The 9,260-nt window shown below is 36.3% G+C and carries 12 protein-coding genes and 1 pseudogene; all 13 read right to left on the reverse strand.

Annotated elements, in window-relative coordinates:
• Positions 1-208 precede the first annotated feature (208 nt).
• A complete protein-coding gene (locus KX581_RS07765; RefSeq protein ID WP_231176047.1) occupies positions 209-439 on the reverse strand; it encodes a hypothetical protein in 231 nt (76 codons plus the stop codon).
• Between the two features lie 11 nt (positions 440-450).
• Positions 451-660 carry a hypothetical protein gene (locus KX581_RS07770; protein WP_231176048.1) on the reverse strand — a complete coding sequence of 70 codons (210 nt, stop codon included), beginning with the start codon at positions 658-660 and terminating at the stop codon, positions 451-453.
• 54 nt (positions 661-714) lie between these two features.
• Positions 715-2,271 (reverse strand): hypothetical protein, encoded by a 1,557-nt coding sequence (locus KX581_RS07775; RefSeq protein WP_231176049.1) that lies wholly within the window; start codon positions 2,269-2,271, stop codon positions 715-717.
• 114 nt (positions 2,272-2,385) lie between these two features.
• On the reverse strand, positions 2,386-4,203 hold the full coding sequence (locus KX581_RS07780; protein ID WP_231176050.1) for a phage portal protein: 1,818 nt from the start codon (positions 4,201-4,203) through the stop codon (positions 2,386-2,388).
• A 68-nt stretch (positions 4,204-4,271) separates the two neighbouring features.
• Positions 4,272-4,703 carry a hypothetical protein gene (locus KX581_RS07785; protein WP_231176051.1) on the reverse strand — a complete coding sequence of 144 codons (432 nt, stop codon included), beginning with the start codon at positions 4,701-4,703 and terminating at the stop codon, positions 4,272-4,274.
• 36 nt (positions 4,704-4,739) lie between these two features.
• The gene (locus KX581_RS07790) at positions 4,740-5,099 is read right to left on the reverse strand and encodes a hypothetical protein (protein ID WP_231176052.1); all 360 of its coding nucleotides are present in this window, start codon (positions 5,097-5,099) and stop codon (positions 4,740-4,742) included.
• A gap of 16 nt (positions 5,100-5,115) precedes the next feature.
• Complete coding sequence (locus tag KX581_RS07795; protein ID WP_231176053.1) at positions 5,116-6,243, reverse strand: phage capsid family protein; 1,128 nt, start codon at positions 6,241-6,243, stop codon at positions 5,116-5,118.
• Between the two features lie 11 nt (positions 6,244-6,254).
• Entirely contained in the window at positions 6,255-6,815 is a 561-nt protein-coding gene (locus tag KX581_RS07800; RefSeq protein WP_231176054.1) for a Coiled-coil domain-containing protein, read from the reverse strand.
• A 251-nt stretch (positions 6,816-7,066) separates the two neighbouring features.
• The gene (locus KX581_RS07805) at positions 7,067-7,654 is read right to left on the reverse strand and encodes a hypothetical protein (RefSeq protein WP_231176055.1); all 588 of its coding nucleotides are present in this window, start codon (positions 7,652-7,654) and stop codon (positions 7,067-7,069) included.
• The gene (locus KX581_RS07810) at positions 7,651-8,052 is read right to left on the reverse strand and encodes a hypothetical protein (protein ID WP_231176058.1); all 402 of its coding nucleotides are present in this window, start codon (positions 8,050-8,052) and stop codon (positions 7,651-7,653) included. The genes KX581_RS07805 and KX581_RS07810 overlap by 4 nt, the downstream gene beginning before the upstream one ends.
• Positions 8,052-8,447 (reverse strand): DUF1353 domain-containing protein, encoded by a 396-nt coding sequence (locus tag KX581_RS07815; RefSeq protein ID WP_231176056.1) that lies wholly within the window; start codon positions 8,445-8,447, stop codon positions 8,052-8,054. Before KX581_RS07815 ends, KX581_RS07810 begins: the two co-directional genes overlap by 1 nt.
• Positions 8,444-8,995 (reverse strand): DUF4376 domain-containing protein, encoded by a 552-nt coding sequence (locus tag KX581_RS07820; protein WP_231176057.1) that lies wholly within the window; start codon positions 8,993-8,995, stop codon positions 8,444-8,446. The genes KX581_RS07815 and KX581_RS07820 overlap by 4 nt, the downstream gene beginning before the upstream one ends.
• 2 nt (positions 8,996-8,997) lie before the next feature.
• A pseudogene (locus tag KX581_RS07825) lies at positions 8,998-9,260 on the reverse strand (hypothetical protein); the annotation flags it as partial.

The raw sequence follows: 9,260 nt of genomic DNA on the forward strand, positions 1-9,260 counted from the left end.
AAAAGCAAAATACCCATTCTCATCTTTTTCTATGACAGCGTTTATAAGCATGGCACTACCTTTGATTAAATTTCTTATGATTATACACATAATATCTTTTAAACAAAATTAAATTGAAAGTTTAATACAAACAAACCGATCACTAGCACCAAAATATACGGAATGAATTTTGAAACTTCATAACCTAAAATAATTAAATGCTGTTGCATTATTTGATCTTAATTTTCTTATCTTGAAAATATTCTAACTGCATGCCTTCTAAATGATCGTTTAATAAAATCGTGATGTTTTCTAAAACCTTCAAATTATTCCTAATATCGGCTTCTAATTTTTCGGTTTTGTTCATGTCGTTAATGATTAAAGCCAGTTCAAAAATTTCCAACAAACAAAACAAAAACAACAATGCGGGGATCACTTTCAAAAATCTTTCATTCCACATGCGCATAACTCCTAAATGCCAGCGTTAAGGTAGCTTAACTCTAAACTTTCTAAAATTTCATCATCGCTTTGGCTTTTGCTTTTGACTTTAGCGATAAAATCCCTATAACCTTTATTTTTTAAACGCTCTAGCGCTTGTTTATTAGCCTTTTTACATGCTAAACGCTTTTTTTTAATATTTTCAATATTTTTAAAATTTTTAATATAGCTTCTGTTTTTCATTAAAAACCTTTCTTTTTATTTGATTAAACACTAATCCAGCGTTTTTTTATAGGGTTATATTCTCCATGTCGGTTTGGCTTTAAATCTTGCGTTGTAAGTTTCTTTAAACTCTCGTTTTATAGGCGCTTTCACGCTCTCATGCGTTATCGCGCTCGCTAAAGCGTCTATACAATCATCTTTTTTGAATGGCTTATCCGGATTAAAACTAAAAAGCTCTTTTTCTATCTGTTCGGTGTTGTTGCTAGAATGGCTAAACACTAAAAACCCGGTATTATAAAAAGGCCTTATCGCTTTGATTTTATCCACTTTGCTAATCTTTCGGCTTGGCGTGTAGCAAATGATTTCATCGCTTAGTAATTCTTTGTTGTTTTCTTTAGCTTGTTGGTTATGCCTTGCTAAAGCCACTAAAAGCAAACGATACAATACTAAACCTCCGCCGTCGCTCTCTATAAAGGTCTTTGCGTCCTTGTATTTTTCTTTAGCCGCTAAAATGTGTTTAATGGTTTCTTCCTCGGTCCATATCCCAAAAAAACAATCTAAAACGATATACCTAACGCTTTCTTTATAATTCTCAACGCCCACGACGACGATAGCCCGGTTATCGGCGTTCTGGCTCAAGCTTAAAGCATTATCTACAAATATGTAAGTATTTAACTCCCCTAATTCATGCGTGAAAACTTTCTTTAAATACTGCGGATCAAAATACCCACCACTGCTAACGACGGGATCTTGTTGGTATTGAGCGCTAAATTCATCATTACCCATTTGTAGTCTTAAGGCTTCTAATTGTTCCTTATTGTGCTTAGCTTCAAATAGCGTCGTGTTTTTCTCTCTTATGTGTTCAAAATCCTTTATTTTGTAGGTTTCTTTGTTTTCGTTCAAGGCTTTAAGCTGAATGATTTTCCATTTTTTGATCGTTTCAGTATCAAACTCTCTTTCGCTCTGTAAAAACCCGCATAAATCATTACTTCCTAATCGTTGCATGAGAATGGTTATATTAGATCTCGTATCTTGCAAGCGCGACATAACGCTTTCTTTAAAGTTATAATTAACCATGCTCACTTCTTTTTTAGAGTTCATACCGCTCACTTTGATCGGATCATCAATCAGTATTTGATTAGCATGAAAACCTGTAAGCACGCTTTTTAAAGTCGTTACAAATAAGCCTCCGCCCTCTCGTAAGATAAATTCCCTTGCGTTGTTTTGCAAAAACTCTAAAGGTTCATCAAAAAAAATACTTTGATAAAAAAAGCTACTCATTAAATCCCTTACTTGGTTAGCGATCTTTCTGCATAATTCATCACTGTAAGAAATATAAAAGATTTTTTTCGTCCTGTCTTTGCCTAAACTCCACGCTATAAAGCATCTTGCGATAATTTCGGTTTTGCCATAGCTTGGAGGCATGTTCAAAATCAAACGCTTGATCAATTCATCGCTTTGGCATGTGTTAGGTTGCGTGCATTCTAAAACCTTACACAAATATTTAATGTGCCAGTTGTCTAAAAACGGCTTATTCTCATACCTTTCCCACTTCAAGCGCACGAATTGGTAAAAATCACGCCTTGCTAATTCCCTAATCGCTAATTCTTTTAAGGCTCTTTGCTTATCCATTAGCTAACGCTCCTATAGAAAAACAAACCGCTACAATAAAGCTAATCCCTAACGCTAAAACTAAAACGCTTATTCCTAGCATTTCTAAAATCCTATTTAGCATTTTTTAGCCTTTCAATAATCCAAATTCTGCGCGCTCGGGTATTTACGCCATGTCGTTTTATCGCTCGTTTTTAACTTCTTTTTTGGCTTGTTATCGTTTTCTTCATTATTAGCATTATTAGCGTTGTTGGCGTTTTGTTGTTGCATCTCTGTGATCGCTACCGCTTGGTTTATTTTTTCGCTTTCGTTCGTGGTTTGTGATAGCGCTCCTTGTTCGGTGTATTTGTGCGCTTTAGCTTGTAGCTCCATAATCTCGGCTTGTAATTTTTGGATTTGTAAGGCTTGGATTTGTTGGTTATAGGGTGCGTTCGCTTCAGCGTTTTGTTGTTGTAAAGCGTTAGCGTTTTGTATCGCTTCTAAAACATCGTTAGTGATTGGGCTATCCATGTCGTTTAGCATCAGTGGCACTAAACTAGGCACTAGATCCGGTCTTATTGGCGCTAAAATCTTTAAAAGTTCGTTCCAGTTATACCATTTTTCATCCCGACTCTCCGTCTTTAATTGGGATTTCAAAATCAGATCAAATTTAAGCGGTCTTATCTTGTTATCATCGCTAGAATTAATTTTAAAATACCTATCTCCTAACTTCCTATCTACAATTTTGAAAACCTGTTCTTTAGTGAAATATTCACAAATGAAGCTAACCGCTAATTTGAAAATCAGCCGATCCATGTCATCTGTAGCTTTTAAAAAGGTTTGTAAGCCCATCAAACCGCTTTCTTTCCTTTGTGCGATCGCTACCCCACTCTGTCTATTAACCGCCATTCCTAAGCTTTCATCGTTTAGTCCTGCTAATAATCTTAATAATTGGCGTTTTTGTTCAGCTTTTTGGCTTAAAGCGCTCAAATCCGCTTGATTGTTCATAAATTGGATTTTATGGTCTTTCAAAGCGTTCGGTCTAACTTTTGCGATCGCATTATCTAAGCTCATGGTTTCTACAAATTCCGCTACATCTACCACGGCGTCCTCTTCAAACATCGCCTTAAAACTTCCCATCATGTTACCCATGCGGTTTTCGGCGTAGTTTATAAAATCTTGCATGGGCTTAATATCTCTAAACAAGCCGTAGTAATTGTTTAGCTCGTCCGTGTATAGCTTGGATACGATAAAAGGGCATGCACCATTTTTAAAAGGTTTTTTCTCTGTTTTATACACTCCTGCGTTTCTATTCCATAAATACCTATTCCATTCGTAGCGTTGGCTCTCTTCATTGTATTCTTTATACCAGCTCTCAATAACGCTCGCTATTTTTTCGTGATTCACATTAGAATAATTCACTACCACGCTATTACCAAACAATAATAAAGCTTCTTGCTCGCTAATTTCTAGCATCTTATGAAAACGCCTTGCATCTAATGCGTTCTTATCTGTTGAAAAATAATCAATTATAAAGCTTTCAGGTTTTATGGCTTTAATTTCAATTTCTACATTTTTATCCTTATCTTGGCTTACCCATAATTGGATCACACCTAACCCACCGATTAAAAGGTTCTTATCCCTTTCAATCATAGACTCATCATAGTTTTCTTGCTGTATGAATACCTGTAAAAGACTATTCAAAAGATCGCTTAAGGCTCTGTCTTCTTCTTGTTTAGGGCTTAATCGTATTTCGCTTATGCTTTCTATCTTGTAACCTAAAATTTTATTTACAATCACTTTAAACATGTTTTCTACGATCGGCGTTTGCCCTCGCTCTAAAATAATGTTTAAAACATCTTGCGGGAGTTGGTTGCCGTTGTAGTATTTCTTGGCTTCTAAAAATTCAGAATTAGCGATTAAAGCCTTTTGATAGTCGTTAGTGAAATCGTTTTGTAGTGTGGTGAAATCCATGAACAAGCCTTATTCTTTTATCTAAAGATTAGCAAGATTAAGGCTTGATTTTAAGGGTTATGTTTAGGCTAAAACCTTGTCATGATATCAGCGTTCGCTTTGGCAATGTTATCAATCGCTTCCCGGTTTTGTAAGCGTTCTTGCTCTCGTGCGTTGTAGCGTTGTTTTTCTAGTTCAAACTGTTCTTTGGCCATTCTAGCGCTTTCTTTAGCGCTCTTGTTTTGCTCGCTAAAATTTATCGCTCCCACGATCAAGCTCCCTAAACCTCCGATCGCACCTCCTAACATTCCTAAACCTCCATAACCTCCTACATTCTCCATGAAGTTAGAAAATTTAGAAGTTTTAGGCATTGGCTTGTAATCGTTCAAAAAATCGCTATAACTATTTTTAGAATAATTCAACAAGCCAAAGTTTTTCGGCGCTTGCGTCAATTCTTGCGCGCTTTTAGCGTTTTGTGGTTTGAAGTAGTTCAGATCGTTTAAAGGGTTCTTAAAAAACATTTTTTAACCTTTCTTAAGCATTTCAAAAATGCTTATTTAATACTCTACTTCAATGACGCTTGGTAAAAAGTATAGCACTCTTAACACGCCTTTAGTGTCGGTTCCGTTAGCGTTTTTGACTTCCGCTACTACGACTTTATTACTTGTAGCCGTGTAATCTTTAGCGCTCGTGGTGTTCTTGTTGGTGTTAACTTGTTCCAACTTCAAAAAATACTCTTTTGTAGTTTCATCTTTAAACCCCACGCTAACACTTCCAGCCGTAGGGTTGCCTACCACTTCTAAACTTACCTTTACCACTTCTGCACCTGTGGGTAAAGCCACTAAATCATAAACGCCGTTTTTAAACTCAAATTCTGCTTTTGCGAGATAGCTAACGCTGTGAACTTTTTGTTTCATTATTCTTTTTCCTTTCTTATTCCATGTTAGACACTAAACCGATCACGGCGTAGTCTTGATTATCATAAGGCGTTACGACTCCGTCCGTGCTTTGATAGCGCGCTTTAGATACCCCCAAAAGACAATTCACGCCCACGAGTGATTTTCTTCCTGCATCCACGGTTTCATCAATGTAAAACCTTGTTTCTTTAGATCCTGCTAATAACACCGCGCTAGCGCCGATCAAACAACCGATCGAAATCTCTTTTTTTAGCTTTTCTTGGCCTAGCTTTTCTTTGAATTGGCTAGGCGTTACGATCTCATTCACATTCGCTTTATTGAGGTAGCGCGTAAAATCGCTATCGCTCACGCTTGAATTAGGCATACCAACACTAAACTTATTCCACACGCCCGCATCAATCACCGGGCAATTATCAATCACACCTAAAAGACCGCTATAAAGCATGCTTTTATCCTCTCCTGCGAAGGCGTAAAGCTTTCTTAATTCTTTAAATTCGCTGTCAGCTTTTAGTTGGTTAGCTTGGTAGCTATCTAAAAGGATAATGTAGCTTGCGTTTTGCACCACTACATTACCCACGCTTTGCATGGTCGCTCTAATGGGTTTAATCGGGAACGCTTTACTATTATCACCTTTCAAGCCGTTTCTAGCGTGAAAAATCGCTTTTCTAATCGTTGCTACATTCATCGTGGAATTATAGAGGTAATTCGTGAAATCATTAGTCAAGCTTGCAACGATTCTTTTATCCCTCTCTTCATTCATCCATGTAGTCAAGCTATCTACGCTTTCCTTAATGAAGTCAATGCGCTCTAATTCGCTGTAAGCTTTGATTTTAGATCTCAAAGAATTACCAAAGGCGTCCGGGTAGATCGTTTGGCTCAAAATCTCTAAATTGTCGTAATTGGCTTCAAAATCCGTATTACCGCTTACACCGCTCCCGGTTAATTGCGCTTTAATCCTTGGGCGGAATGGTTGTTGACTCGCTACGCTAAAAAGTCTAACCCCACGATCCGCGCCTGTGCCTGTGATGCTAAAAAATGGGCTTTTGATCCAGCTTGCATTTTGGATCTCTCTACCAACTTCTATGCCTAAATTTGGGTTATTGGAAATGTTGTTAAAATTGATGTTATTGAGTTTTTCTAACATTTGATCGCTCCTTAGTATCTTGTCATGATGTTTTCATTATTAGCGTATCCTACGCCGCTCACGCCATTACCTAAAGCTTCTTTAGGTAATTCTTTTTCTTCTTCTTGGCTTTCTTTTTTAGGCTCTTCTTCTTTAGCGTTGATCGCGTTGAAATAGTTTAAAACCGCTTCAAAAAAATCCACGCCTTCTAACTTGTCAATCTCTTTTTTAAGGCGGTTAGGCAATTCTTCATTATAAAACTCTAAAAGCTCGTTAAAGTCAACTTCAGGGTGCTTTTTTAAAAACGCTTGCTTGTCTTTTTCAATTTCTTCAGCGTCCTTATCTCTTTGGATTTCATCGCTTAAATCCATCGCTCTTCCTACTTTGTCGGTTAGTTTCTCTCTCAAGTAGTTGTTTTGCTCCGTGAAAACAAACCTATAAAACTCGGGCTTGTTGCTAAAAAACAAATCTTCCACTTTCTCATTGGTCTTATCTACCATGTGCTTAATAAAATCTTGCTCCAAACTCGCTTCCGCTTGTGCGATTTCACGCTTTAAAGTTTCTAGCTCGATCTCTTTTTCTTTGATACCCATGCTTATCCTTTCTTATTAATTGTAAAACTTTAACTAAAACTCAAAACTATTTTAAGGGTTATATTTGAAAAATCAATATAACCCTATTTTTTATTTTTGCTTTTAGTTAATATTCTTTCGCTATTAGATTTTTTCTGTCGTTTCTAATAGCGGTTCTTTTCTGGTTTAGTTTAAATGTTGTTAGAGCATTTTAAGAAACCTTGTGAATGCCTCTTGATTGAAGTTGATATAGCCCTTCAAGGGGACTTCTCTCAAACTCGCACTACTTTGCTAAAATGGATATTTTTAGAATACATCAAACTTAAATAATTCGTTAAGTTATCTTTAGCAAGCTTCAATAATTGCTTATAGTTCGCTAAAACGCTAAAATTGGTTTCATTGTTAGGGATTTCTAAAAGGTTGCATAAAACGCTATACACTAAAACATCAAGGCATATTTTAGGCAGTTTGATAGTGTCTAAAATGTTGCTAATTTCTTCGTAAGTGTAATAGATCACTTCAAGCTCTCCGCTCTTAAACGGCGTTACACTTATCTTATCGCTCAAAATCAATAATTCTATTTCTTCGCTATCTTTTTCTATCGTGTTACGGCTTTCTATTTCTTTCTTATCTAACTTAACGCTTTCTATCCCTAAAAGGTTATTAATGGTCAAAAAGCGTTCTTCTTCAGTGATTAAGGCTCTTGTGATCGCTTTGTTAAGCTTAAATTCTAAACAAATTTTTAAAAGCGCTTGATTAATGTTTTCCACTAGCACGCTGTCTAAAATTTCATAATTCCCTACTTCATTGTCGTTTAGGCGTTCTCTAACTTTTGCGATAACTTCGCTAACTTCTATCATTTCAAAATCCTTTCAATCAACTCTTTTTCTTTCTCTAAAAAAAACCTAGGCTTAAGGTAATTAAAACCTTTTTCTATGTTCTTGTCATAGACTTCTAAAAAATCCGTTAATAAAGCCTTTTGTTGCTTGTTTTCTGGCTCTTTAGCGTTTAGCAGGTAGTTTTCTATGGTTTCTACTAAAAGCGCGTTAAAATTGAGATTTTTAGGATAATCCCTATAATCCAAATTCCCCACGCCTTCACACACACCAAAAAAACGATCGTTAAACTTGAAAAAGTTCTTTTGCGTGAATGGTAGTTTAACGCTTTGTTCGGCTTGTATTTCTTGCTTGTGGATCAAAACGCCTCTATAATCAAACGCTTCTAATATCCCGCTAGTATCAAATACCACGACTCGCATCATTTCAAGCCTTTCACTTTAGCAAACAATCGCACGGCGTAGTAAATCAAAACCGCTTTAAACACGGAAAACGCTTTCACTTCTAGCATGCTTTCTAAAAACAGATCGTCGCATTCTTTGCGTGTATTGATAAAAAAATCATGCGGTCTAGGGACTACACCATTCAAAACATCACACATGTAGTCATGCAGTATCGCGCATTTCAAACCGCTCCCATATCGTGGGATTACAAAACTAAACCCCATGTTCGTAAAGCCATCGCTAGAAAAACCGCTCGGTATGATGAGTTTTTTAGAATGATCGTTTTTAAGGTAGTATTCAAAGCCTTCAACAAGGCTCAAACTTTTCCCATCATTGCTAAACTCAGCCACGAGGGCCTCGCTAAACTTCCTCATGTCAAGTATTCTTTAATTACAAATTTTTCTAACGCTTCTAAACTATTGACAGCGTTCAGGCGTTCTTTTTGTCTGCCATAAAACACGATCAAATTTTGCTTAAACTTTAAAGCTTCTTGCGATAGTTGCAAAATTTGCGCTTTAGTGTGATTTTTATAAGTCTTATCACTAATAACGCCGTTATTCACTTCAGCACACCTAAAATTTGAATCAATCTTCCCTATAACTAGCGCTTGCAAGTTCGCTTGATCTTCTAGCGTTAAATCATAAGCATGCAAATTCCCTAAAACACTGCTTCTAAAATCTTTTATAATTTTTTCCTTACAAATAGCGTTAATTTGATTTTCTAATTCTTGCTTTTTTGCTTTAAGCGCGATTTCTTTCAATTTCTCTAAAACCTGCTCTTTAGTCGGTGTCTCGTTATTGTCTTTAGGGATAATGTTAAGTTCAATGTTATTACCTACCACTTCAAAACTCCCATAAAATCCTATTTCATCAAAGACGCTTCCTAAATAGTCCTTATATCCGCTTGCGTTTTCTAAAATCATTTTTAGCTCCTTGTTGTTGTGTCGTTGGTGTCGTTTAAGTTTTGCGTGAATGTTACAGCATTAGAAAAATTAGATCCATTAGATACCTTGCTTATGATCGTATCGTTTGGTAGTTCTCTAATGCTTGTTATGAGGCTCTCATTAAAATAATTGATATTCCCGTAAAAATACCCATGATACAAGCCTAAAACACCGCTCGCATTCTCCACTAAAAGCTTTTTATAATAAACTTGCGATACATACTTATGTGTGATCTGTTGGATGC

This window comes from Helicobacter pylori, assembly GCF_021062735.1.
GTDB lineage: Bacteria > Campylobacterota > Campylobacteria > Campylobacterales > Helicobacteraceae > Helicobacter > Helicobacter pylori_DN.